This is a genomic window from Rheinheimera hassiensis, from assembly GCF_022436675.1.
In the GTDB taxonomy this organism is placed as follows: domain Bacteria; phylum Pseudomonadota; class Gammaproteobacteria; order Enterobacterales; family Alteromonadaceae; genus Alishewanella; species Alishewanella hassiensis.
Genome location: NZ_JAKUJZ010000010.1, coordinates 127,278 through 151,987 on the forward strand (window position 1 = coordinate 127,278; position 24,710 = coordinate 151,987).

32 protein-coding genes are annotated in these 24,710 nt (G+C 43.7%); 4 read left to right on the forward strand and 28 right to left on the reverse strand.

Translation table 11 applies throughout. The features are described 5' to 3' along the window. Nucleotides 1-331: 331 nt before the first annotated feature. On the forward strand, nucleotides 332-769 hold the full coding sequence (locus MJX74_RS19570; protein ID WP_240224695.1) for an OmpA family protein: 438 nt from the start codon (nucleotides 332-334) through the stop codon (nucleotides 767-769). 41 nt (nucleotides 770-810) lie between these two features. Beyond that, nucleotides 811-1,083 carry an HU family DNA-binding protein gene (locus tag MJX74_RS19575; RefSeq protein ID WP_240224696.1) on the forward strand — a complete coding sequence of 91 codons (273 nt, stop codon included), beginning with the start codon at nucleotides 811-813 and terminating at the stop codon, nucleotides 1,081-1,083. Between the two features lie 37 nt (nucleotides 1,084-1,120). On the opposite strand, the gene MJX74_RS19580 is transcribed toward MJX74_RS19575, so the two are convergent. Both MJX74_RS19580 and MJX74_RS19585 read right to left on the reverse strand, forming a co-directional pair. Then, nucleotides 1,121-1,852, reverse strand: coding sequence for a hypothetical protein (locus MJX74_RS19580; protein WP_240224697.1), 732 nt, complete (start codon nucleotides 1,850-1,852; stop codon nucleotides 1,121-1,123). Between the two features lie 73 nt (nucleotides 1,853-1,925). Further along, nucleotides 1,926-2,558 carry a hypothetical protein gene (locus tag MJX74_RS19585; protein WP_240224698.1) on the reverse strand — a complete coding sequence of 211 codons (633 nt, stop codon included), beginning with the start codon at nucleotides 2,556-2,558 and terminating at the stop codon, nucleotides 1,926-1,928. A 238-nt stretch (nucleotides 2,559-2,796) separates the two neighbouring features. Here MJX74_RS19585 and MJX74_RS21895 point away from each other — a divergent pair, with 238 nt between their 5' ends. Both MJX74_RS21895 and MJX74_RS19595 read left to right on the forward strand, forming a co-directional pair. Further along, the gene (locus tag MJX74_RS21895) at nucleotides 2,797-3,939 is read left to right on the forward strand and encodes a tyrosine-type recombinase/integrase (RefSeq protein WP_240224699.1); all 1,143 of its coding nucleotides are present in this window, start codon (nucleotides 2,797-2,799) and stop codon (nucleotides 3,937-3,939) included. Between the two features lie 174 nt (nucleotides 3,940-4,113). Continuing rightward, the gene (locus MJX74_RS19595; RefSeq protein ID WP_240224700.1) at nucleotides 4,114-4,818 is read left to right on the forward strand and encodes a hypothetical protein; all 705 of its coding nucleotides are present in this window, start codon (nucleotides 4,114-4,116) and stop codon (nucleotides 4,816-4,818) included. Nucleotides 4,819-4,934: 116 nt separating this feature from the next. Here MJX74_RS19595 and MJX74_RS19600 read toward each other — a convergent pair whose 3' ends face one another. From MJX74_RS19600 to MJX74_RS19720, 26 genes are all read right to left on the reverse strand, one after another. Beyond that, entirely contained in the window at nucleotides 4,935-5,243 is a 309-nt protein-coding gene (locus MJX74_RS19600) for a hypothetical protein (protein ID WP_240224701.1), read from the reverse strand. Between the two features lie 306 nt (nucleotides 5,244-5,549). Then, nucleotides 5,550-5,984, reverse strand: a complete 435-nt coding sequence (locus MJX74_RS19605) for a hypothetical protein (RefSeq protein WP_240224702.1) — start codon at nucleotides 5,982-5,984, stop codon at nucleotides 5,550-5,552. Nucleotides 5,985-5,996: 12 nt separating this feature from the next. Continuing rightward, the gene (locus MJX74_RS19610; RefSeq protein WP_240224703.1) at nucleotides 5,997-6,281 is read right to left on the reverse strand and encodes a hypothetical protein; all 285 of its coding nucleotides are present in this window, start codon (nucleotides 6,279-6,281) and stop codon (nucleotides 5,997-5,999) included. 66 nt (nucleotides 6,282-6,347) lie between these two features. After that, nucleotides 6,348-6,719: a hypothetical protein gene (locus MJX74_RS19615; protein ID WP_240224704.1), complete on the reverse strand. Its 372-nt coding sequence runs from the start codon at nucleotides 6,717-6,719 to the stop codon at nucleotides 6,348-6,350. Between the two features lie 691 nt (nucleotides 6,720-7,410). Beyond that, nucleotides 7,411-7,692, reverse strand: a complete 282-nt coding sequence (locus tag MJX74_RS19620) for a hypothetical protein (protein WP_240224705.1) — start codon at nucleotides 7,690-7,692, stop codon at nucleotides 7,411-7,413. Continuing rightward, nucleotides 7,689-8,576 (reverse strand): hypothetical protein, encoded by an 888-nt coding sequence (locus MJX74_RS19625; protein WP_240224706.1) that lies wholly within the window; start codon nucleotides 8,574-8,576, stop codon nucleotides 7,689-7,691. Before MJX74_RS19625 ends, MJX74_RS19620 begins: the two co-directional genes overlap by 4 nt. Further along, nucleotides 8,570-9,538 carry a hypothetical protein gene (locus MJX74_RS19630; RefSeq protein ID WP_240224707.1) on the reverse strand — a complete coding sequence of 323 codons (969 nt, stop codon included), beginning with the start codon at nucleotides 9,536-9,538 and terminating at the stop codon, nucleotides 8,570-8,572. Before MJX74_RS19630 ends, MJX74_RS19625 begins: the two co-directional genes overlap by 7 nt. Nucleotides 9,539-9,684: 146 nt before the next feature. Next, a complete protein-coding gene (locus MJX74_RS21830) occupies nucleotides 9,685-9,807 on the reverse strand; it encodes a hypothetical protein (protein WP_275692860.1) in 123 nt (40 codons plus the stop codon). A 121-nt stretch (nucleotides 9,808-9,928) separates the two neighbouring features. After that, nucleotides 9,929-10,249, reverse strand: a complete 321-nt coding sequence (locus MJX74_RS19635; protein ID WP_240224708.1) for a hypothetical protein — start codon at nucleotides 10,247-10,249, stop codon at nucleotides 9,929-9,931. Between the two features lie 90 nt (nucleotides 10,250-10,339). Further along, nucleotides 10,340-10,600 carry a hypothetical protein gene (locus MJX74_RS19640; RefSeq protein ID WP_240224709.1) on the reverse strand — a complete coding sequence of 87 codons (261 nt, stop codon included), beginning with the start codon at nucleotides 10,598-10,600 and terminating at the stop codon, nucleotides 10,340-10,342. A gap of 466 nt (nucleotides 10,601-11,066) precedes the next feature. Next, nucleotides 11,067-11,300, reverse strand: a complete 234-nt coding sequence (locus MJX74_RS19645) for a hypothetical protein (RefSeq protein ID WP_240224710.1) — start codon at nucleotides 11,298-11,300, stop codon at nucleotides 11,067-11,069. A gap of 86 nt (nucleotides 11,301-11,386) precedes the next feature. Beyond that, nucleotides 11,387-11,647, reverse strand: coding sequence for a hypothetical protein (locus MJX74_RS19650; protein WP_240224711.1), 261 nt, complete (start codon nucleotides 11,645-11,647; stop codon nucleotides 11,387-11,389). 78 nt (nucleotides 11,648-11,725) lie between these two features. Further along, nucleotides 11,726-13,423 carry a cobaltochelatase CobT-related protein gene (locus tag MJX74_RS19655; RefSeq protein WP_240224712.1) on the reverse strand — a complete coding sequence of 566 codons (1,698 nt, stop codon included), beginning with the start codon at nucleotides 13,421-13,423 and terminating at the stop codon, nucleotides 11,726-11,728. Nucleotides 13,424-13,490: 67 nt separating this feature from the next. Then, entirely contained in the window at nucleotides 13,491-13,721 is a 231-nt protein-coding gene (locus tag MJX74_RS19660; protein ID WP_240224713.1) for a hypothetical protein, read from the reverse strand. Nucleotides 13,722-14,381: 660 nt separating this feature from the next. Continuing rightward, on the reverse strand, nucleotides 14,382-14,636 hold the full coding sequence (gene yfaE, locus MJX74_RS19665; protein ID WP_275692864.1) for a class I ribonucleotide reductase maintenance protein YfaE: 255 nt from the start codon (nucleotides 14,634-14,636) through the stop codon (nucleotides 14,382-14,384). Further along, nucleotides 14,636-15,748, reverse strand: coding sequence for a DUF7146 domain-containing protein (locus MJX74_RS19670; RefSeq protein WP_240224714.1), 1,113 nt, complete (start codon nucleotides 15,746-15,748; stop codon nucleotides 14,636-14,638). Before MJX74_RS19670 ends, yfaE begins: the two co-directional genes overlap by 1 nt. 95 nt (nucleotides 15,749-15,843) lie before the next feature. Next, the gene (locus MJX74_RS19675) at nucleotides 15,844-15,990 is read right to left on the reverse strand and encodes a hypothetical protein (RefSeq protein ID WP_240224715.1); all 147 of its coding nucleotides are present in this window, start codon (nucleotides 15,988-15,990) and stop codon (nucleotides 15,844-15,846) included. A 103-nt stretch (nucleotides 15,991-16,093) separates the two neighbouring features. Further along, entirely contained in the window at nucleotides 16,094-17,188 is a 1,095-nt protein-coding gene (locus tag MJX74_RS19680) for a DUF3150 domain-containing protein (protein WP_240224716.1), read from the reverse strand. A gap of 95 nt (nucleotides 17,189-17,283) precedes the next feature. Then, nucleotides 17,284-17,766 carry a hypothetical protein gene (locus tag MJX74_RS19685; RefSeq protein ID WP_240224717.1) on the reverse strand — a complete coding sequence of 161 codons (483 nt, stop codon included), beginning with the start codon at nucleotides 17,764-17,766 and terminating at the stop codon, nucleotides 17,284-17,286. Between the two features lie 50 nt (nucleotides 17,767-17,816). Continuing rightward, a complete protein-coding gene (locus MJX74_RS19690; protein WP_240224718.1) occupies nucleotides 17,817-18,857 on the reverse strand; it encodes an AAA family ATPase in 1,041 nt (346 codons plus the stop codon). Between the two features lie 76 nt (nucleotides 18,858-18,933). Continuing rightward, nucleotides 18,934-19,476: a hypothetical protein gene (locus MJX74_RS19695; RefSeq protein WP_240224719.1), complete on the reverse strand. Its 543-nt coding sequence runs from the start codon at nucleotides 19,474-19,476 to the stop codon at nucleotides 18,934-18,936. A gap of 326 nt (nucleotides 19,477-19,802) precedes the next feature. After that, nucleotides 19,803-20,027 (reverse strand): hypothetical protein, encoded by a 225-nt coding sequence (locus tag MJX74_RS19700; RefSeq protein ID WP_240224720.1) that lies wholly within the window; start codon nucleotides 20,025-20,027, stop codon nucleotides 19,803-19,805. Nucleotides 20,028-20,326: 299 nt separating this feature from the next. After that, nucleotides 20,327-20,671, reverse strand: coding sequence for a hypothetical protein (locus MJX74_RS19705; protein ID WP_240224721.1), 345 nt, complete (start codon nucleotides 20,669-20,671; stop codon nucleotides 20,327-20,329). Nucleotides 20,672-21,010: 339 nt separating this feature from the next. Beyond that, complete coding sequence (locus tag MJX74_RS19710; protein ID WP_240224722.1) at nucleotides 21,011-21,910, reverse strand: hypothetical protein; 900 nt, start codon at nucleotides 21,908-21,910, stop codon at nucleotides 21,011-21,013. 65 nt (nucleotides 21,911-21,975) lie between these two features. Next, nucleotides 21,976-22,206 (reverse strand): hypothetical protein, encoded by a 231-nt coding sequence (locus MJX74_RS19715; protein ID WP_240224723.1) that lies wholly within the window; start codon nucleotides 22,204-22,206, stop codon nucleotides 21,976-21,978. A gap of 546 nt (nucleotides 22,207-22,752) precedes the next feature. Next, nucleotides 22,753-24,618: an ATP-dependent helicase gene (locus MJX74_RS19720; RefSeq protein WP_240224724.1), complete on the reverse strand. Its 1,866-nt coding sequence runs from the start codon at nucleotides 24,616-24,618 to the stop codon at nucleotides 22,753-22,755. Nucleotides 24,619-24,710 lie beyond the last annotated feature (92 nt).

Below are 24,710 nucleotides of genomic sequence, written 5' to 3' on the forward strand. Positions count from 1 at the left end.
CTGTGATATTGCCGGTGCATCTTCTGACTTCTGAGAAAAACATGGTCCTAACCTTATGAATCCTTTATTTGCCCCTTCCCTTCTCCTCGCTTTCGGGCCGGCCCGGTTCCGGCTTCGAAGAGCTTAGTGCCGCGAAGCGGCACAGGTTTATAGGGTGCGTACTTAGGTATGATGCACGTAATTAATGTATCAGCACCAGTTCTTTCCGGTATTATGTCGGGCCGCATGGCTTATGTGCTGGGTTAAGGAGGCGTTTTCCAAGCCCTTAGTGAAGAACCGCAGTTCATACAGTGTTTATAATCAGTGTTAAGTTCCCTATTGAGATTCCACCATGCACAAATGTGTTACTTTGATGGCAATGCTGGCGGTTATAACAGGCTGTTCAGCGCCTACTCCAACAGCTCCGCCTGCCACATCAACCTCAAAGGGTTTCAGTACCCCTATTAATAAGAACCTGGTACAGCACTTTGTCTTCTTCGCTTTTGATAATGTCTCTTTACCTGCAGATGTTGAGGAGATATTGGCACCACATGCCAAAATGCTCATTGCAAATCCTGATCGAAGGGTTTTAATAGAAGGTTTAGCGGATGAAACTGGTGATTACCACTATAACTATGTGTTAGGTTTGAAACGAGCGAATGCCGTTGCTAAGGCGCTTTTAGCTCAGGGTGTTGACGGTTCACAGGTTATCGTCAGCTCGTTGGGCGTAGAGCGACCTCTAAACGCAAAGTCAGACAAGCGTAATCGCCGCGTTGTCCTGGCTTACTAATATGTTGCAACTTGTAATTTAGTAAAATAAGGAAAAGTTCTATGAATAAATCACAATTAATCGACAAAGTAGCCGCCGGCGCCGATATCACAAAAGCTTCTGCTGCCCGGGCTATCGATGAAATGACTAAAGCTGTAACCGAGGTCCTGGCTGATGGTGGTCAAGTGCAATTAGTGGGTTTTGGTACCTTTAAAGTGAATAATCGCAGCGCTCGTACCGGCCGCAACCCTCAAACTGGTGAAGCTATTCAAATTGCCGCGGCAAAAGTTCCTGCTTTTACTGCAGGTAAAGCCCTTAAAGACGCTTGTAATTAACATTGCTTGACGCCAGCACTTGCTGGCGTTTCAGGTTTTACGGCTTAATCCGAGCGGGTTTTATGAATTTCTCAGAAGCAAGCAACTTTATGGCTTCTGAGACGTTACTTAGATTGTTCTCTTCTTTTACCCATTCAAGCAGCTGTTTCGCGCTTTCATCTACTTTAATTGACACAAGTTTATTCGATTTGGCATGCCTGAATGAGCGTATGGTGTGCTTGAGTTCCCGCCAGCCCTTCAGGTGTAAATGATGTTGCAGTACCGCTTCCAATTCGATTTGCAGGGCATCAGGGGCTTTAATATTCTTGACCTGTAACCCGATAATGGCCTTGTCGAAAGCGTAAGCACTATCAGCATCAATGAATAGCCCATCTCGATTGCGTACTGTGTCTAATTTCTCGTATAGATACTGTAGAATTTCATGTGCCTGGTCAGGCGTGCACCAACTTTTCTTATTGGCCACTGGCTGCACTTTATTGTTAGGGTCTTTCTGAATTTTGCGATTAGTGTATGAGCGATACCGCATTTCCAGCTTATAGGCCACGTCATTAGGTAATAAGTCGAATGCCGCCGGCAGTGCTTGTTTTAACTCTGAGACATCCGGCTGAGACAGTTCATATATTGAGGGTAGAGCTTCAAAAAATTCAGCTGAATTTTCAGGCGCTTCAATTTCTACAGTCTTTTTGAGAGCCTGGTATGTATTAGTTAGCCAACTGGCAACATCGAGAATAGCGTCACCTTGGAGCCACTTTTTAATCTTTGACTTCATACCAATTCGAAAATTTCTAATGTCATAAAATTACTTTATCGCATTCCACTGCGTAAATATATAGGTTCGACCGTTACATCATTAATTTGCTATGAAGTAACTTGAAGATCTTAAGCTGCCTAATTCTAGCCTGCATATCCTCTATGCTGCGCCTTTTGCTTGCTTTGGATTGAAGGTATCCATCGGCAAACACTTCGGCCACAAATGCTACAAAGTGCTCCTGAGTATCTTCTGGCATCGAATTAACTGCTTCGGCGACGACCGCTGTTTGGTCCCTCCAGACCGATTCATTAATTGCCGGCGAAATGGAAGCAACTTTTGATTGTGGGCTTATTGAGCCTGACAACAACTCGCAGATCACATCGTTCATTGTATCCAACCCGTGCTCTTCCTTAAGTTGGAGTAACTTTAGTTTAGTCTTATCCGGTACCTCAATAGTCGCAGCGCCTTTAGCCTGCCGGTGCTTGTTCCGGTGATATCTTTGCTTGATTTTCTTCCATGATTCGACCTTAACCATACCATCAAGATAGTTGCTAATAGTCACGGCCGCGGATGCCAGATCTTGACCCGGCGCCGGCGAGCAAAGTAGATTTAGCGTGTCGAAAAAGGTGGAGTTACACTTTGTTTCATCGACTAAATCGTGTGGAGTAAAAAGCTTGAACGAATTAACTTTTAACCATGCGGTTATAGCAACAAACTCACTCACACTAACCCATCTATTTTTATTGGTTCGCAAAATCGCTGTCCATTGTGCTGATGTCAATAATTGACGGTAACGGTACCAAATATTATCTCATGGTATAATTTTGGCAATCAATATTTATCCCATGAGAGGGTTTCCTATTTTTTTTCGAACATCCCTACTGTATTGGAGTATTAATTTAGCGTTGCTCGATAAATAAGCACCAATTTTGCCTTGTCAGTTCAGCATATGGCAATTTAGAGTGCAAGATAACAGTTATTATCTTGCACTCTTATTTTCGATGGATTTGATTACTCTTACTACTGTATATTTGTCTAGTCATGGAATTGTAGTTATACTCAACGATATAAACGCATTACACTACGTATATATGATGAGCGCATTGCATACTCTACAGAATAACCAGGTACAGCTGGTCGGCCTTTCTTCGGCTGGCTCGGATGACGACGGCCGCCAGTTTTTTCGATTTATTGATGAAGTATTCAACCGGCTACCGCATAATTCAAAAAAGGCTCTGGTTTGTGACTGGCGTGTATATGTTGAGTATTGTCGGCAAAACAATCTCCCCCCAACATCTGGGAATAATGAAACCGCTTCAGCAACGATTACCGGCTTTCTTGCTGATCAAGCGGTAAAAGTTAAAGCAAATACTTTGACCCGTCGACTGTCATCGCTTCGAAAGATATTCTCAATAATGAAGGTAGCTAATCCGTTGATCACAGATGATGTGCTACGGATGAATATCAAATACACCACGGCAAGTATTTCAGCCCCGGCCAAACAAGCTGTGCCACTCAATAGCTTGGCGCTGGAAGCAGCACTACAGAAGCTGGACTTAGCGAATATCACTCAGCTGAGGGCTGCAGTTATGCTTTCACTGGCTTACGATACGATGGCTCGTGCTTCAGAAATTAGAATGGTTAAAGTCGAGCACATTAGCCGGCGAAATGGCGCCGGCCTATTGCTCATTGAACGCTCTAAGACTGACAGAGTAGCGGTCGGTTCTTACCGGTATATCTCTAATTCAACCATGGCCTTGATAGATCGCTGGCTAACGCACACCGGCATTTCCGCTGGATACCTGTTCAGAAAGGTTGCCGCTAAATCAAATGCAATACCAGGCAAAACGAAAAAGCTAAATTGTCCACCTATCAGTTATGATACCGTGCTCAGAGTTTACAAAATGTTTGGCGGTGAAGAGGCATTTACAGCCCACAGTACTCGGGTTGGTAGTACGCTTGATCAGATATCAGCAAACATCCCAAACCATAAGATCCAAATGGCCGGTGGGTGGAAGAACACCAATATGGTTACCTATTACGGCCGAATGCTGGATGCTGAAGAGTCAGGGGCAGCTATGTTGGCCAAGTTATCAGGCCGGTGACTTCCCTACCCCAAGTCTGACGCGATTATTCGGAAATTACTAATTAACCATTTACATCTAACTAGATTAAATACCTTAATTAAGGAGGCAATATTCATGCCTTTAATAAATCACCACTAGCTACACTGATGCTAGCATGTTCAAAATTATACTTAACTGTGGACTAGAATTAGGGTGAAAGACTTTAACTTCAATTATGGTAGTGAACTAAAATTACATGAACATGCAATTCAACGTCTAAACGAAAGGTTTGGTCTGGATGAGGCATACCTGCATGATATTCTAAATCAGGGGAAATTTGTTTGGCTCAATGGGGCAGGTCACGGCGGTAAACGAATAAACTCACGGTCTGGTCATCTCATATATATTCCCGACCAGGATAGCTATTGCATTGTTGTGATGGATAACCACTCAAGACTTGCAGTTACTGTGTTAAACGAAGAAATGGCAATTAACTCAAACTTTAATTGCCGGTTTGATGAAGTTTCGAAACTACGAGCTAAACGATTAGCACTTGGTTACGACGCAGTACCAGACATCAACTTTCTCTATCTACATGCTCAAAGCCGAACTGAAACGCCAATCACAATACAAATAAGAACCTTTTCATATAACTGGAAACCAGTGACCTGTTCTATTTACAAAACAACAATTAAGCCAGACCAGATTAATATTGAAAGAAACTATTGTACATTGGCTGATGACCAGATGAATACACTATCATGCTCCATCCTCGAAAAAGTTAATAATAAGGAAATTCGTCCCTACTGTGAGCTTTGGGTAAGCACTGGAGGTGGAAAAAGAGTTAAAGTTTCAAATAAATTGGATGTGGTTTCAACATTAGAAAATGCAGAACTAGAAATGAGATGGCTAAACTGAACTGAATTAATTAAGCCCGCTTCCGACTTACCCACAAGAGCTGACATAACGTCAATATTTCGTCGGCTAGTGGCACTGGTCTTTATCCTATCCTGCTGTTGATTGAATTAGGATTGCTATGACACCGAAATATACTTGAAAGTAGTCAAACCTATACGTTTCGCATTTGCTCTTGCTGCTGACTTACTTGAATATGGGTAAATACCATGTTTTGCTAAAAGCCTAAGAGCTTTTTCAACAGAATCAACCATCCATATATCAACATTACTAGGGAGGCCAGTAACAGTATGAGAGACAATACGACCATGTTCATCAATGGATGTAATCGTTCTGCTTTTAATATATTTCAATTCAAGCTCAACAATAGAGCCATCTTGCTTGTAAAATTTTGGCTCGTTATGTCCGGTTGTTAGTAAGTATCTCAATTTTTATCTTCTATTAAAAAATGACTTTGATATGACCGGACACAGACCATTCCGGGAGACATAGAGGCAATCAGCTCCCCCTGTGGATTATTGTTTTTCGTTGTCATCGGGGTATCCTACTTCACATACTTATCTATATGCCCACAGATCGGACACATCATTACTGTTTGAGGCTTTGTCTTGTCAGGGTCATCAGTCGGTTGCAAACGATACTTAGCTTCACCACATTTCCAACAATAGCCTTTTAGCATTCGCCTAAACTGGCATCTAATAAAATCAAGCAATTAGGTAAGACCTCATTGATTCCTATTTAGAATTTTTAATTACTGTAGCTGCTTCGAGCGATCTCAAAACAGTCTCACGCCGTGAGGCCTTTGACTTTAGAAAGTCTGCTTCATTGTATTTCAGTACAATTTGCTTACTTCTAACCTCCGCAGCAAAAACATTAAATTCTTCCAAATCTTCAGCACCTAAGCTAAATTGCGGAAACTGAAAAAGGGCTGGTGGTGTTACTTCAGCAAAGCGCTGCCTGGCTTCCTTAATTGTCTTAACAATAAAAATATTGCGGTATGCAGATGTTAATACAGCGGCATCGAAGCCCTTGCTCCATTCAGCTTCAGAGCTTGAACCTGATTTGTGTGGGTTGTCGGCACTTTCACGGCCAATGTAAAAAGATTCAAAACCAGCGTTAAATTCTGCTGTTTGACCTGGAACAAACTCTTTAAAATTTGGCTTTTCCATCGGTTTTTCCTTTTAATGAATTGAACGGTTTTCAGGCTTACCAGTGATCAAATCTTCAACATCCACTACTACTTGTTCCAGAGCGAAAGGGTTTGGCTCGGATTCGCACAGTTCGAGGTATTGGTGCCGCGCTTCGACCGGATCATAGTCAGTACCATTCTCGCGATTATACGCTTTCGCAGCTTCTTCCAGGGCAGCATCAAAAAGCGAATAGTGAGCAACACCATGTTTTTCAGTAAAGTCCTGATCAGCAAGCTTCAAAGCCTTCAAAACAGGCGAGTAATCCAGTTGTTCCATGATGTTTCCTGTATCTGAAAATTCTATAATTGCTAATGTAACCTAGTATCTGCTCAGCGCCATAAATCAGACCGGCTTGCCTTTACTAATGCTCCAGCCTGAGTGCTTCTCATTGAGATACTTGACTACCAAACCTCGTTCAGTGTCATTTAGTTCCTGGCTATTCGATAACTGAATCAATTGGTCAAGGTCGTAATTTTTAAGACTATTTCTATACGAGGAATGCATATATTCCTCATGTTCAAAGTGATACATGGCAAAAGTAGAAAAAACAGCTCCTGCTATACCGATATAAAGAGATGTTTCCACACCAAAAGCAGACGATAAATAAAATACTGTACTAAAAATAAAGCCAACCACGAGTCCTATAAAAATATTGAGTTTATGGTTTTTCGTCAGACTTTTACTTTCATGTGAAAGCTTAGGTATCTGTTTCATTGGGTTTCCTGTACCGGTTAACTGTTGATACTGAATAGATTAATGCAATTTGCTTTTCTGGCAATAAATCAAGCAGGCCTAATTCTTATGCTTAACGAATTTAACATTTACTAATTTACAAATGTACCATGGGGCCGATAGCATATTGGAAAATCCCATTAAACGGCATTAGGGCATATATAGTTAAGCCGGCTTTAAGAAAAAAATTCATGAAGGGGTAAATGTTGTGTTTTAACCTGGGTCTAGGAGGTGTTGGTCGTGCCTTAAAATTTTTAATTCGGTTTTCTTCCATGGCGCGGAATTCACGTATCTCTCCGTCAGGCGACACGAATATACCAATGGTGATTTATGTTGGCTCTGTCTCGCGAAATCCTGTAAGACTGGCCAACAGAAACAGCAGCTTATTTCTGTGGCGCAGCGGATCTGTTCTGCCGCTATTACGTGCAATTAACTGCTCCCTATAGTTCGGGGCCATTCAAAGGGCGTCCATCCATTAATCAGCGCACCCAGTAGGGTAATAATGCGCGATTTTGCCAGCCGGATTTTATTCTGGCTACCTGCACGTGATAAGAGGCCCCGAATTTAGGGGCTTATGGGCTGGCTAATAGGAAACGTCCAGGCAGCCAGTACGTAATATCTGTGTAAAGTACATGATAGCGTTGTTCAGTACAATTTAGCGTTGGAATTCAAATTATATTGGCAACATGAGAGAATAGGCTTTGAGTGAGAGCCAATGACTTCGCCCTGTTTCTAAATTTTCGACTAACAACCAATCTTCACTTTTAAGGTGCTCCGGAATATCAATTATCTCCTCTGTAACACCATCATCGGCAATAACCTGGGCCGGCTTCGGTAACACGGTAATCATTTTTCGTTCTTCTTCAAACTCCACTATCTGCCCGTCCAGTTCAAACTCTGCTCCCGGGCGATATGCAATATATGTTTTACCGACTATTGGTATGATTTGATTCATGCGCTCTCCTTATAACGCTGCCGGATCAGTGTCGGTAATGCTTCTTTATGAATACCTGAAGACTTAACCTTTGTGACATTTGAACTTGAGCAGTGACTGCAGAACTCTGAGCTGGTAGACAATAATTGACACGCACCGCACTGATTTACAGTACTCAGCGTCAATAACGTCATTTGCGCAGTTAGAACAGCCGATATTGAGCCAACTCGTTTTACGTCTTGTTTCAACACCTCTATGTGGCGTGCACTATTTGCTTTCCTATCACTAATCTGATTTTTAACCCAGCGTCTAAGCTTGGGATTGCTTACCCATCGCCTTGGTGATTGCTCGATAACATAGGTCTGCAGCTTTTTTGTATCACAGGTAACCGGTGCGTTTGTCAGGTCAATTTCCATTAATGAAATATCGCGCTGCTTTGCGATATCAGCGCCTTCATGCTCTAACAGCCCTTTTGTTGCTAAACGGATAAAGAAAGTCGAGCCACCTTTTACACAACGAAGATCCGCAATTTCAGCTTCCACGCCGGCCGCAACACTTACTGTGTCTATTCTAATGGCGCCAATCTGCTTATTTACGGCCAACTCCGGCACTAGCGTCATCCCCTTCTCTGACACGACAGCCGGGAGAATCACTTTTAAATCTGGTAGCTTGACTACCTTTGCACCAGCGATGGCCTGCTTGGCAAATAGATGAATAGCTATAGCAGGGTCATAATTGCAGCTACCAACTGTGTGTGCGAAGTGGTTTCCATCGGATTTTTCGTTTTTCATTGCAACTAAAGCTGCTCCGCAGTTGCTGCAGATACAGTTGCAATCATTGCCAGGCTGAACTGCTGGATCGTCAATATGGACAACCCATCCATTAAGCAGCGCCATCTTCACCAAGTAACTTCTCCTGCAGCTAGCAGGCTGCTCATGTGTATTACTTCGACACCGTAAATGTCAGCTAAAACATCAACGTTATCGTCACTGATGACCTTGAATGATTTTTTCCTGTCACTTTTTGACTTCCTATGTAGAAGCCAATTCGGCCAGTAAACCGCACCGTTATCAATCACTGGCCATGCTGGTTTATTCAAATAATAAGTAAATTCCGCATGGCTATTCATACGAAAAAGCTTGGGTAAAAAGGCCTGCAGTATTTCTCGCTCAATGTCAGAATGGACCGCAAATATATAATCTTTACTAACAATGGGTACCAACAAAATATCTCTGAATTGATTATCAGATTGTTGTTTTGAAATCGTACATACCATTAAGAACGGCCCACTTGCCTTATGTGGGACTTGAACTTTGGTAGCTGTGAACTGTTGCTCTCTGACAGTAACACTGGTACCAGTATGCGTTGTGCCGGCAGGTGCATAGTTAAACCACAGTGACGCTGGAATTTGGTTGTGGGTTTGATCAAGGCGTTTTACAGCTGATTGGGCGTATTCCAGCCCTTTTGGACCGTAATAGCAAAGTTCAGTCAGTGTTTTGCCCCAGGGCGTACCTATTGCTTTGTTCTTTTCGGAATTGATCACTTTATTCATGAAGTCAGGCAGGTTTTGGTACCGACCAAACTGGTAATTGGTAAATGAATTAGTGATTAACGTTGCGAACAGCTTTTCCAGGCCTGACATAATTGGCCGTTTTGACACAGAGTGATTGGTAGAGGAATTTCTTTCGCTGCGGTTGCGCTCTTTGTAGGGATGGAACTCAACAACCGGTTTTAGTAGCTGTAATTCCTCAGAGCTAACTGTTGCTCTCACCGTGTGTAAATCGCATGACTCTGAGTGTCGCTCAGAGGTGGGATTATCTGCCAGGTAAAACAAATCAGTGTCCTGGCGATGGCGAATGTGCATCATTACGCCTTCTGGTATGCACCCACACTGCAAGTCATAATGCCGGTACCATGCCTTCAGATTTACTTGGCCAGCAACGTCAGCGTAACGTGTTGACACTTGAAGGCCACTTTTATCTCTTGGTACCAGTATTATTTCGGACATACCTTTTACTCTAAGTCTGTATCAGAATCGTTTGTATCAGTATCACTGCCGGCGTCACCACCAGCAAACATTTTCAACGCGATAAGCGCCAGCGCGCAGATGCACAAAAAGGTTAAAATTTCACTCATACACCCCTCCAGTTTTAGCTTTTATTGTATCGGCTCTCATTGTGATTATTGCCGGCTAAGATAGAGGTTTTTTGTTGCTTAGTGAAAAGGAAAAAAAAAGCAGCCGGATGGCTGCTTAGTTTTAATGAAGTGTTTTTGGTCTAGCGATAGCTGTTACAAGCGGTCGGCTCATATCGATGCCAAAGGTGTCATAAAGAAACTTCATAACATCCTCTGGATTCGACTTTACCGATTTTAACTTGCCAGCCATTACCAATCGTTCGCCAAGAACCTTTACAAGCTCTGTGGCTGTTACATAGGGCTTACCAGTGATTGCCAGCTTCTCAATCAGATAATCTGCTGCAACCGCGGCGTATGCCGAATTGCCTTTCACTGTCTTACCTGACTCAACTAGCTTAATGCCCACTTCACGAAGGCCTGACAAAATTTTTTCTTCTTGCATATCTCTCTCCAGCCCGAAGGCAAATTAATAGAGGGAGTACACAAGCTCCAAAGGGAGCAAGATGTAACTCCCATTGGGTTAAGTAAAATTTTATTGTTTTGTATTAGGTTCAATCAAATCAACCCATGCAGTTTGAACAAGGTGTTTACCTTCTCCGAACTTAATATCAAGAGCAGTTTGCAATCTTACGGCTTCTGACAAGGCAGCAGCGTTAGTAAAATGAGCATTTACATTTGGATTATCCATTCCCCAAACGTTGATACTTTGCGCTGTTATATTTATTGCCAACGGTGAATTAGCACAATGTATTTGAACTCCATCCACCAAAATGACAAAACCTTTTTTACTCATTCTATTTCTCCAAAACTGAATAAAGTGGATTACAAACTTTCAGGGTTAGTGATCCGAAGAAAGCAAGTTAATTAACTGCGAGCTGTTAATAACCACTCCATCAGCTCAAACAGTGTAAGTTGCTGAGTTGCCAGGCCATCACTGAAGTTTTTTTGGAACAGGCCTGAAACACAGGTGCTCTCAACCCCCTTATGCGGATTGACTGAACACCTGCTCTCTTCGTAGCGCATCTTCGATACTACCTTCAATACCAAGAAGTGATTCGTTTGGTCTGCGTACTCTGGCTTCAAAGCTTTCCAATCGGCGTAGCCGGTCCAGTCTAACTATGAAAACCTTCGTGTCAGAATAGAACACCTTCACCTCACCTTTACGACCAGGGATGGTACGAAAGTGGTTAACTCTCTCTCCCCTGGCAGCAATTGTCATTTGCATAACAAATGGCATCGGCCGGGTTTGCATTGAAGCATTAATGCATTCCATAGCATCGCCCCTTTGCAGTTTCTTCCTTAAACAACCACCCCATAACCGGGCGACTTAAAGCAGGTGTTTTACTCTCTACTACGCTGACCTTACGGCCTTTAAACTCCTGCAGCCCATTGTAAACCTGATAGGACTTCACTTTAGCTGCATTCATACCGCGATACAGTGTAACCAAGCCGCGGCCCGGTATAACCGTAACTAACTCAGCAAATTGTTGCATACTCTCTCTCCTGCCCGTGGGCAATAAAAAAGGGAGTAAGCATGTCCCGATGGGAGCAATACGTTACTCCCATTGGGTTAATTGATTTAGGCGTTAGCCGTAAACCACATTTCATCGTTTTTTTCTAAACTGAATACAAATTCATTCGGTGACCTTTTCGTAATCACGTCCCCCTCGCAGTAAGTAACCAAAGAAAGCTTTTCTTCGTTTACAAATACCGCATGACAATTGGGTTGATCGCTTGTTAAAAATGACCATCCATTTCCAAGCCCAGCTTCAAAGCCGGCTAATGAATATGGCGACAGCTCTCTTTCGATCACTGAACCGTGTTGTGTTAGTTCTTGCATATCTCTCTCCAGCCCGAAGGCAAAAATTAGGGAGTATGCAAGGCCCGAATGGGAGCCAGACATAACTCCCTTTGGGGTTTAATTAAATAATTTTAGTTTGACCGCTTCACGAAGTGCGTTACCAAGATCATTCACATCATTGACTGATACAAACTCGCTGGTATCGAACCCCTGAACTCTCAGAGACAGAATACCGATTGGCACAACAGTCACACCAATAGCCGCTGCAACTCTCAGTGAATACTCCACAGATGATAAATCGTCCGGGTCACCGTCAGTCAAAAGCAACATCAGTTTCTTGTTTTCCGGCCTTAATGCTAGTGACATTAAAGCAATTTCCATGGCTTTACCTGTTGGCGTGCCGCCATAGGCATTGATAGGAAATCTAGCCGGTACCGGTTTACTGTCAAAGCTTTTAGCATTGAAGTAACCAAAGGTGTGGTCTGAACCGATATCGCAACCGTAGTATGAAACTTCCGATTTAACCCCGCAGCGCTCTAACCCTAAGGCTAATGCGAGTGCTGAGGTGTTGGCTGCTTTCATACGACCATTTCTATCCATCGAGCCAGAGGCATCGACGACGATACTAACAGCAGCTGTTATATCTTTTTGGTCAATTCGCCGTGAAAAAACACTCCGATTACCCGCAGGTATACCAGAAAGTTTATTTCGTACAATGCGACTACCCGTTTTACGGGTAACTTCCAAACTCTGCACCTGGTCGAATAAAACCTTGTTCAATGTTTGAAATACCTGACCAGACATTTTCTTCGCTGCATCAACATCAAGCTGATTACTATCCATGCATGCTGACTTTGTGACTTCGATGTCACCTGAACCAGCACACATTAGGTCCCCATCTTCATGCTGAGCATCAATAGCTTCCGCAGTCACTTCTTCAGCGAGTACTTCATGAAAATCCTTTAACTGGTCATCTTCCGATGAATTAAGAATTTCCTCAATAATCGCTTTGACTTGCTGTACCGTTGGCTGTTCATTAGCAGGTAAGTCACCAGCTTGAGCATCGCCACCTTCGCTACCATCTTCATCCGTCGAACCGGCAGAGCCAGGATCATCTGAATCGTCGGTGTCGTCGGTGTCGTCGGTGTCGTCGGTGTCGTCGGTGTCGTCATCAGCATCTTGCTCTTCTTTTAAAAGGGCAATGATTGCTTCTGCGATATCCCAAGCATCTTCCGTATTTTTTGCAGATTCAGTTTTTATAACTTCATCTATAATACGGTCAACAAGCTCTTCACCAATTGCATCACTGGCAAGCTGCCTGGCGCTCTGTGCATATACTTGAAGCATATCTTGACCCGCTACAAAACAACGCCCCCAATACAGGCATAAGCCTTGTATAAGCTGGGTTGATGTTAAGTGAGTTGGATCAGCGAATAGCTCACGAATGATAGCCAGCTCAACCAGCCGGTTTAGGGTAGGTTTTGCACCGCGGTACTGCTGCATTACAGCCTTTTCCATACGAACATCCTCAATGATATTGAGAAAGCTTAAATGGGTAGGGCTTTTTGCAGCAGCATGTCCGAAAAACCATGAATTCGTGTGAGCTTCATGCCCTAACTCATGGTAAATCCAGCCCATCAGCATCTGCTGCCACTCCAAGTCAGTAAAATCCCCCATTGGAAGATTTATATGGCCTGTAACCCGGAAAGCTGTGCTTCCCTGAATAGTGACTTTAATGTTTGGGTTGCTGGCCATTACGGTAGCAAGGGTTTTGGCCCTTACTTCGAATTGGCGCTTTAACTGTCTTGCGTTCATCACTCTCTCCTGCCCGAAGGCTATTTGAAAGAAGGAACGTCCCATAAGGGACATGTTCCCTCATGGGTTAGTTACATAGAAGTGCAATAGTTGAAAATGCCGCACGATCAACATCAGTGATGTTCCGCACAAACATATTCTCGCACCGGCCAAAATCGTCGTAGATTTTGTCCTCAAGTACACGATAATTTTCTGAAAGACCAAGCTTTTTAAGAATTGCCTGAGTGGCAATATCTTTCACTTGATCTTCTGATAAATTAATGACCTGACTTTCAACTTTCTGAATAGTAATTTGCATAACTCTCTCCTGCCTATAGGCTTAATTTAAAGGGAGTATGCAGGCCCCTAATGGGAGCGCTACAAATCTCCCAAAGGGTTTAAAAGGGCTTACGCCAAAGTGTGGCCAGTGGCCGGGTGACTCGACTATTCATCGGGTACCGTCAGTCTTTATGCATAACATAAAAACCCGCTGGGTTTGTATTCCGCTCGCAAGCGGTCGATGTAGAAACATCATTGGTAAAAAATCGACATGGCAACGCCATGCTTTAACTTGCTAAATAGCCAGCTAAAGCATGGGGTCGGAAAGTACAAACGTTTAATTGATTTAGTAGATATTGAGCACGGCCAAAGTCAAACTGAATCCCCGGACATTCAGAGGGAGTTGGCGCAGTGCGCAAATGCTTTACAGCAAACAATCAACACTTTCGCGTGAGCCAAAAGGCTTGAGGCGCTTTCGCGCAGTGGCAGGATGATCCTGATGCCGTTACTTTACAGTCATTGTTCAGCAGTCGACGAACCTAAACCTTCTTATTACTGAACCTTAGCACCCACTTCATGTTGAAATTCATGAAGGTTTGATTGGAATGTTAGGAGAACATCCTACCTCAACAGCCTTAAAAAAAACCGCTCAGGTAGAGTGTCGTTTGACAAAAAACAGGCTGATGCCCGAATGTCTGAGTTAGACATTGCGGACATCAATTTCAAGGTTTGACTTTGGCTTGCTACAGCATGCTAAAACCTCCCCCTTTCTGCAAAAACCCAAAGGCTCTGTTGTGTATTCAACATCACCCTGGACTTTCACCCTGCATGCCCCGCAATAACCTTGGCGACAGTGCGACTCAACATAAATATGCTCTTTCTCAAGCATCTCCAGTATTGTCACATCTGTGCCAGCTAAATTGCGGGTACCTATATTTGTATGGACAGTGATCATCACTCAACCTCCACACCGGTATAAACCCGATATTGAGGCTCCATGATGAGGTCAAAGCCTTTTGAACCGTGCTCGACATATACGTCATTCCAGTCCATTTCATCACGACCATACTGTGTAGGCGCTTCGATTAAAACCGTTACACCTTTTGGCTCTAAACGAGCTTTTATTGCATTTGCAGCGCGTAAACCTGCTCCTGATTTCTCAAGATCAGCCCACACAACAACTACTTTCACATCATCCGGGAATGCAATTTGCTCCATTATGTAATCGGAAATTCCGACCCACATTGGACAGCCCGTTGCCTCCCTCACACTCAACGCCGTTTCAATACCTTCACAGACACCGATCAGTTTGCCATGCGGCATCTGAACCGGTTGATCCAAGCGAATACAGCCGCCGTTTAACGGAGCTGGTTGTTGAACCATCATTTTCTGTCTTGATACTGGCGCCTTGCCTGAGCCATTTGGTTCAAGGAAGGTGCGGTGAAGAGTTAATGCCTTACCGTTTCCATCACGAATTATGGCCAGCATGCCAGGGTATTTCTCCCATGGTGTCTTATCATTCTCCTTGTAGGAAAGTGTTGGATGAGCATGAAGGTTTCTTGTCAAAACAGACAGGTCACCTTTGATGCCGCGGTTACGTAGATAACACTCAGCTGTTGAACCTACAAGAGGCTGAACCCCTCGCCAGATTTTGCTAATTGTTAACTTACGTTTTGCAGATTCTGCTTCAGATATTGGATTATCTGAAATCTGTCGACGTTGCTGCTGCATCCGTTTTGTATCCAGCGCACTGACGGTTGATAAATCACCTCCACAGATTTGAATGATTTCATCCATCGCTGCAGATTTGTCAGTTCCCAAATACCACGCGATCACATCGATACCATCCGGCATCGACCTGACATCGTTGTGAAATGCTCCACCGGTTGCATCACAGTCTTTATAAAAGCGAAACTTGGTTTTTCCACCACCAGATTTTGGGCAGGGGAATTGACGACCAGGGCGTTCGAACGCTTGCGACAGCGATGGTATAGCAGAAAATACTGCTCCCCATCCACCGCGCTGCGCTACGAGTGCGTGTACTTTAGTAATTTTACTTTCTCTCATGGGTGTCTCCTTCTCGGAATTGTCAGATCCCGATATACCCGGCATTGCCAGGCATATTGGTGATCTGACAATCCCGGGGTTAGAAAGAGACTCGCCTATTGGCGAGTCGGTTGACTGCCAATAGGCTTATTCATTTTTTGTTGAGGCTTGGAAAACCCAGGACCCCATTTCCAAACAAAGCCCACTACAACTACTCGGCCATTCACTGTATCGAAAGTAACTGCCTTGGTTTCATTTAACATGCTGTCTCTCCTGCCCAGAGGGCGATTAATAGAAAAGACAGACACGCCTACCCCGGAAGGGTAAGAATGTCTGTACCCTTCAGGTATGGTTAAAAGTAAATCGTTAAAAGCCGCCCCAATCATCTGAACTAATCGATGTCGTGACTTGGCTTTGTGCCTGAGCAACTAATGTCGCTAGGTCTACTTCAGGTTCAAGATCTGCATCATCGCTGAATTCGATTCCTTCACCGGCACCAGTCTCAGCTGCAAGCATTTGGGTCTCTGCAGTTACAGAAACGTCCTCCTCCTGTTGATTCAGCTCTTCCTGTTCTTCTTCGACTTCTAAAGCAGTAATGCCATTTAACCCCTCTGCTTCATCGCGTAAACGCTGGGCATCAGAGATTTGAAGAACAAAGTGAGCAGCCATGTGGAAGTCACCGCCTTCGCAGTAACCCGCCTTTGGAAGCTTATCAAACAGCTCATCAAAACGGTCTACTACGCGGTCAATCCCATCATGCAGGAAAGATAAATTAACCAGTTTTGAACGTAATCGCTTAACAGCGTTTATTCCCTTCTGACTAATTTTTTCTTTGCCGGCGAAGCTGGTTTTGTATTGATTCGCTGCATCAGCTGCTACCTCATCCCAAAGGGTGTCGGCTGCTGATGACTGCAACATTTCCGCGTCTTCATCGAACAAAGGTCTGATCGCCAATGGCGGGTTAACCTTGAACTTGAAGGGCGCAGAGAACTGCCCCCATGGAAGACGGTTTCGCTCAATCAGATGGGCAACCTCAGGCAGGTTTTGCTTATGGTCCTCAACAAGAGAGTCATAATTTGCCTGCAAGCTTGTCAGTTCACCTTCAAACTTTTCCCGCAGCTCTTCCACACCAGCCAATACATCAGCCAGCTTTTCTACAGGACACAGATACAAATCACCGATTTGCACTGTATGGTTTTGAAACAACCGCTTAGCAGCAACACGAAGGTTATTGAACGGCTGTAATTTTTTAACCGGGAAAACCGCAAGGTCTGCTCCGTTAAGCGCAGTTGATTTCACCTTTTGACCATCAACGACTGTTTCCGCATCACGCAAGGTGATTCGGCCAGTGGTACATCCAATTTCTGGTGCACATACTAGGCAAGCGCTGTTGGCCATAGATGGATTATCATTAGCGATTTTCTCGGCCAGATCTTTTGCTTGTTGTACTGAATAGTTCATATATCTCTCCTGCCCGAGGGCTATTTGTTTAAAGTCCAGCAGAAGAGATCACCCCCATAGGGAAGTGAATACTCCCCTGTGGGTAGTGTTTTAAATTAAATTATTGAACGTGTTTTTCCGCAGAAGGTTTTATTGCCCTGGTATACATAACCCTTTTGGGATTTTTCAACCTGGCGCTCTCCTTCCGGCAGCGTTTTTACTATCTGATGTACATACCTATGCTCCGTATCCGCATTGGCGAAAAATACGTGCATTCGATTGTTCTTCGACCCAATTGCCCAAGCTTTTCCTGATGGATGTAAATAGAACTCCACTGCAATACTTTCGCTTGAATGCAAATAAGGACTTGGTTGGTATGGCAAATCTTCAAAGTGTAATGCGGTATCAGATGCATCTGTAAGGCGTTGATGTTTGTAGCCACTCGAACTAAAGGAATGATTTTGGTCAGTTAAGAAACACTGTTCAAACTTACCGTCTGTAAGCTCTAACCTGTATTTCTTTCCATTTACCGAGTCCAGTGACAACGCTACGGTTCTCAATTTCCCGGCTATCATTTCCTCTCCGACTTCAAACGCCATTGACTTTAACTTCGGCATGTCTGCCGGGGTTATTCTGGTTGCACCCGGTGTTACGGCTTTACCTGCCCAAAATGGGCAACTACCTCCTTAACCGGTTTGTTAACTAAGTCGCTCAGCTGAAGCTTGATGACATCTTTTACCTGCTGCTCACAATCCGGATCTACCGAACCGTCAAAAGCAAAAGATAAAGACTCACCCCACAATGCATCCGGCCCAAACGCCATGGTGTAACTGCACCAATTAACCAATGTCCGTGTCGAAAACACCGCATTGATTGGTTCATCAACTACTCCATCACGCTTCTCACCTAGCAAGGCGTCACGAAGCTTGTTTGCAACTTGAACGCACTCTTTTCGCATCAATCTCGGCAGTTTGGTGAATTTTTTCTCCAAAATTGCCATCTCATGAGCCGGTTCAGGGAAGTTGCATTTCAACCAGCCGAACCGTGAGCGCAGCGCCTGATCCATCCGATTACTCGTATGGTAACGCTCATGCCCACCCGCACCGTTAGTGTTAGCAGTACCCGCAACACGGCAGAAAGCATGCTTATTTAGCACTAAACTAAACTGCTCAATAGGCCAGGGTTTCCCCTCAACCAATCCGTGCAAAGCACAGCCTAAAGGAGCGTTGCTCTTATCCACTTCATCCAGAATGATTAAACCACCATAGGCATAAGCCTTAGCAGCTAAACCTAACCGGTCAGCAGTAACAACACCTTTTGCACTTGCCTTTAACTCCTTCGACCCCTCAAGATCTTCTGGCATTAATGACGCATGCACCTTTACCATGTACACCGGCTCATTCAAGCGGTCAGCTACATAAAGCAGCATTTCCGTCTTGCCTGTTCCTGTTTCACCCCATAGACCTAATGCTTGGCGCATAGGAGAGAACCACCAGGCCAAAACTCGGCGCAGCGTTTTCTCATCCGGGATGTAATCAGGGTTGCTGGGAACACAGTCAGGGTGACGATGCTTACGCACATTCACTTTTCCTGTAGCACTGGTGTCGAACACTTCAGGGAAAACCTGAGCAACAGACATTTGCACCATTTCATCAAAGTTAATCTTTTCAACAGTATTTACGTTTGACATATCTCTCTCCTGGCCATAGGCCTAAATTGGTGAGGAACACGCCTACCCTTAAGGGTAAGAATGCCCCCAAGGGTTTTTAAATATCTGCTTTTGTGATGTTAAGAGCTTTCAGCAACACTGAATCTGCATCTATGCCATAAGCGCTACACATCATTTTGAATATCTGACTATCTGCCATTTCGATAGCCTCTTGGTAGAGTTCATCGCCTGGCTTTGAGTCACGTAAAATTTCTAACACCCGATAAGGGATACCTTCACATAGCGCTAATACATCATCAGATGTCCAACGTACATGAAGCATTCCGTTAACCGAGTCAAAGTCAGGATCAAACATCAAATCGATGTCCGAGCCTTTCTCTGCACCATTGCCAATATCAACCATTACAGCAGTATCAACAGGGTGGTGGATAACAAGCTCATCATCCCATGCGGGATTCCAAGACCTGTCCTTTTTGAAGTTTTGATTCAGAAAATCCTGGCATGCTGATTTAAGCTCACGCTCTGTCATGTCATACCGTTTCATTACTGAAGCTACAGTGCCTTTAGCACCAGGCTCTAACAGCCGCCATGCTGCTTGCATACGCAAAGCAGGGTGCAGCCTTTTGGTTTGTGTACGCATCTCTCTCTCCTGCCCGAGGGCAATAAAAAAGGGAGCTGCGTACAACCTCCATAGGGAAGTTATAAGCAAACTCCCTATAGGGTTTTTATTTAAGGGCTTACGCCAAAGTATGGCCAATGGCCGGGTGACTCGATTATTCATCGGGTACCGTCAGTCTTTATGCAGAACATAAAAACCCGCTGGGTTTGTATTCCGCTCGCAAGCGGTCGATGTAGAAACATCATTGGTAAAAAACATCTAGGGCAACGCCCTACCTCAACCGGCTTAGTAAACCACCTGAGGTTGGGCGCCGCACTTAGTTGTCACTAAGTGACGGCGTGCGCCGATCAGCTCGCCAACATGGCTATTTCATCATTTGCAGAGATAAGCCCCTGATTAACACAAATCGCTTTGAGTTCTTCAAGTAGGGCAAAATCATCATTAGAAGCTGGAACCGGTGCAGATACAGGTACATTCCGACAAAGACCATTCCCGATGCTAATTAACAGCAGAGAATTGGCAGAGTCAAAGAAATGAATTTGTGTATTTGAAAGAGTAGAAGTGGCTAGCATGGGATGTTCCTCTTGATGTCAGTAGTTACCCCGATACACGCTTATTAAACGTGCATTGGTGGTAACTACCGACCAGAAACAACCTGTTAAAAATGCAAAACAGCCTAAGCGACTAGCGTTTAGGCTGTTTATTGGCCGTGGAGTTAACTATCAACAGCAGTTGAGTTAGTTAGTTTTCTCGTTACTGGCCTTCTTAATAGCGAATGCGAACATTGATAAACCGATGACTAAAGTAGTCAGCAACATAGCTGTCATAATCAATGGTGTATTCATGCTTTTGTCCTATTTATCGTTAATAACTACATTTTAGACATTTCAGTGTGCAAAGCAACACCTACAAATGCAAGTATACCACAAACACCAGTAACGACTAAAATTGCAGAGTAAAGCGGAGCGCTAAAAGCGACGCTGTAACCTACAAACCCAATATATAGAGAAATCTCGAAAAGCCATTGCTTTGCTTGATTTTTTAGTCCTTCAAGGTTTTCGTTTTGGATTATAAAGTAAACTTTAATCACCAAAAGGATACACCCAATAAAAAACACTGTATTTGCAACAAGATCATCCCCAATCAAAAAATTGGTAATTGCCACGTTGAAACAGAACAGTGCCAACATAGTTAAAACATATTTATATTTGTACATATCTCTCCTTACTGAGTCTGCGACCCAGAGTTTTTATTTATAAAAAACTGCAGAGATATATATGCCCCTGACAGGGAAAATATCCCTGCAGGGTGAGGTGCGTTATACAACGCCAAGTTGATTTAACACCGGCCGAACAATGAACAGGTACCCTAAGGAACCCACCATTACGCAACCAGCTAATACCATTAGCACCATGACTCTCTCCTATCCATCATCCGGTTGATGAGTAAATGTTTTAAACACCAAGCGTCCGGACAGAAGAATTCACCTAGCGGTGAAAAATTCACCGCAGGGTGTTGTAGAAATTAGCTTATTGGTATCACTACCTAAAGCTTGTTAATCGTATCCAAAATAAGCCCTTTGTGGACTGGGCCATCTAGATACAATCGTCTCAAAAGTTTTATCTAACTCTTCAATAAGCACACCATTCACAAAACGTGAACACTCATCTTTAGCTAGATAACCTTCTGATGGGATGAAAGGGTTTAAAAAGTCAACGACCGCAAATCCGGACATATGGTGGTAGTTACCATCACGCTTCCACTCTGTTTTGCGCGTATGTCCTTCGATATGCTTTGACTCAAGATGGGTAACTGAGAATAACGAGCCTTTATAGGAAATAGTCCTTTCATGCTCTACAAAGAAACCATCTTCGTCAGGCCAGTCAACCTGTTTTGATTTTCTTGATAACTCAGTAATACCAGGCTGGTAAAACTCCAAGAATTCCTCAACAGTTTCACACATATCTGGAGTGCGGCCAGAGAATTTTCGCTCTCGCTTAGCAAGCTCCATGTAAACAAATAACTTGGGGAAACCACAGTTAAGTGTCTTAACTTCATTTTCCTCAGTTGGGAGTGAAATCCACTCACAAACGTCTTCACTACACTTCAGCCATACCCGACCTTTTTTAAGCCAAAAATCAACATGACCAGCGATGTAGCAATTAGTTACAGTAACGCATGAAACCTGCTTCTGCATCTTTAGGTAATAACGAAACTCAACTGTAGGTATAAACAAATGAAGCAGCTCTGTTACATGAGGATGGTCCCCATCAATTAGATGTTCAAAATCGAACTCTGGAATGAAGCCGGTAAGCAATGAATCTTGCTCACGACAGACTTTCCAAACGCCATTAATCTGACTTAAATGTACCAGGCACTCAACTTCATATTGCAAGCTGGATAAATCTAAGTCTTTAGCTTTAGCATATGCACACCATGAATCGTAAATATTCATATCACTCTCCGGCCCGAAGGCAACATTGCAGAGGGACATTCCCAATAGAGGATGCCCCTATTGGGTTATTTAAGAATTAGCGCGATAGTTGCAAAGGCAGAACGATCTGCTTCTGTTACAAAACGCTCAAATACGTTTTCCACTGGCCCATAATCATCATGGATTTGGTCACCAATAACTCGATAATTTTCTGTTAAACCAAGCTTTGACAATATTGCTTTAACAGCAACTTGTTTTACCTGGTCTTCCGTTAAATTAACAACTTGAGTATCAACTGTTTGAAATGTAATTTGCATTGCTCTCTCCGGCCCGAAGGCAATTTTTAGAGGGAGTATGCTGCCCCATTGGGAGCATACATAACTCCCAAATGGGTTTAATTTAATGGGCTTACGCCAATTTCGAGTAACGCGATTGTGATATCGGGTCACTGTCAGTTATAAGTATAAATACTTAAAACCCGCTGGGTTTGTATTCCGCTCGCAAGCGGTCGATGTAGGTACATCATTGGTAAAAAATCGATATGGCAACGCCATGCTTTAACCTGCTATTTAGCCGGCTAAAGCATGAAGTCGGGAAATTTAATTAATTCGTATTTGAGCAAGATAAAGTTGCGAACAGCCGAAAACACACCTCTCTCCCATTTTTAAGCAAACAGGAAAAACGCGTGACCGGTGGCGCAGTGCGCAAATGCTTTACAGCAAACAAAGAACGCTTTCGCGTGAGCCAAAGGGCTTGAGGCGCTTTCGCGCAATGTCAGGTCATTACCGACAATGTAATTCTATATATACTGGCAAGTCTTTGGATATCTTAAGACTATCGATTTTAATTTCTTAGCACCCACTTCAATCTGAGTACCCTCTGATTTCCTGAATAAACATGCTCTCTTTTTTCACTCTGTACGAAATTTTCAGCTCATCCTCGGCCCTAGTCATAGCTACATACATCAGGCGGCGTTCTTCCTCAATTTTACTATCAATGTCTACTTCATCGTCTTTGATTAGTGGTACCCGCCCCTCTTCAACATTAATAATCCAGACCTTCGGAAACTCCAGGCCTTTACTGCTGTTCATCGTGCACAAAATCACAGCATCATTGACCTTATGGTCAACCTTCTTCTTTTTACCTCGGGTAGCCTTCTCTAATAGGCTTTGCACTCTACTTTCAAAGCTACCTTTGGAACCAACAACTATGTCAGTACAGAGCTTTAATATTGCGCGTTGCATGCCGTAGCTTTTATCGTCACCAGCTCCCTCAAGATGCTTGATAATCAACCGGTTGAATTTCTCCATTCGGCTTTCTATCTCACCCTGCAGCTGTGTGTCATCTCGCCAGTCTGATGCAAGTTGTTGAAGCGCAGCCGTTGCAGGTAACCATTCTCTGCTATTCATGCTGCTGCAGGCCGCAAACCCAATATTGCTTGCGGCCAGATATATGGCATGCACTGTACCGTCATCTTCGCCTAACCATCCCAGGCCGTCAGAAAGGTGATCCGCCATTTTCGGCTGACTGATTGCAGCTAATAGCTTAACTATTCCGGATGCGTGTTCATTGTCAAAGATTGACTTCCCGCCAAGCCTTACAACGTTAATTTGCCGCTCAGCAAGTGCCTGCTCCATTAAATCTAAATGCACATTTGTTCTTGATAAAATAGCCCAGCCAAACGGGTCATGCTGTATTTTCTCAACTACATAACGGTAGGCTTCAAGTTCTTTATCAGCCTTTTCAGGATCACTTACTTTCACCTTGGAATTAGTTTTCATGTTGGTGATTTCAATGGTGTCGCGCTGGCTTCTTTCCTGGCTAAAATTTGACTGGAAATCCTCTGGTATTTCGATAATCTGTACTGAACCCTCAATATCCCGTCCTGAAGACATATCTTTTGGAATACGCTCAACATTATTTTCGACCAACCTTTTAGCGGCCGCTAAAATTTTTGGTGCACAACGAAAGCACTTACTGAGTACATACCCGACTGCTCCATGGTCTTCCTGCAGTCTGACTATGTTTTCGTATCCCTCAGCACCACGCCAGCTATAGATAGACTGGTCATCATCTCCAACTGCAAAAATATATTTGCCATAATTAGCGTGGACAGAGATCCACATATACTGAAGTGCATCAGTGTCCTGGTACTCATCAACCACAATATGTGTTTCGTTTACCGGCTTAATCTTACCGGCTATCAGAGCTTCTACAACCTCTCTGGCAACCGTGTTCAGATCTACCCTATTAAATCGGGCAAGCATGTTCAGGTATTCCACATAGACGCTACTGGATAATGACCCATCATTTTTAAAATCGTAAAGCCGGCCAAAAGCATCAATTCGCTCTGCAAACATCATCAGGTTATCTGTGTTCACCTTCAGCTTTGTCAGGCACCTTCTGATATAGCTTAGCTGCTCCCCCCCTAATAAAAGCTGCCTGACTCCCTTCAATGGTGCAAATTGCTTGAGCATGACACTGGCGAATGTTAATGACCGGGTTCGCTTAACAAGAGCACCCAACCTGGTTTCTAATCTGTTACCCATTTCCTCTGCTGAGGCATTCGTAAAGGTAACCAGAAGCACGGAACTTCCGGGTACTTTCTCTAAAACCGATTGAGTAAAGCTGACACTGGTATGTGTTTTGCCGCTCCCAGGCAAGGCAACAACAATTTTGTTTTCGTTTGGTTCGACCGTTGTGTCGTATTGTTCTTGGCTTAAAGACATTTTCTGGACCTGATACTGCAATTGGCCGACAGTATAATTTGCTGATGCAGCCGAGGTTGGTATTAAGGGTGCTGATTTCTCTGCTTTAGCAA